Below are 273 nucleotides of genomic sequence, written 5' to 3'. Positions count from 1 at the left end.
ATTAACTGGAGGTTTAGTTGTTAAAGGTGGAGCTACTTTGGTAATTCCTGCTGGAACAGTAATCAAAAGTTCTGCTACTGCTGAAGCAACTTCTTTATATATCGCTGTAGAAAGAAATGCTAAAATCAACATCAACGGTACTGCTGCTAAACCAGTTATCATGACATCTGGAAAAGCAACTCCTGCTCAAAGTGACTGGGGTGGATTGATCATCGCTGGTAACGGTAAAGTAAACACTGGAGACAATGGTACTTCTGAAGTAGGTGGATTAAG

At 40.3% G+C, this 273-nt stretch carries 1 pseudogene; it reads left to right on the top strand.

The annotated features are described in order from the left end of the window. A pseudogene (locus tag ACWA1B_RS22685) lies at positions 1 to 273 on the top strand (hypothetical protein); the annotation flags it as partial.

Source organism: Flavobacterium xizangense (assembly GCF_054075145.1).
This window is presented reverse-complemented; position numbering and strand designations above follow the sequence as displayed.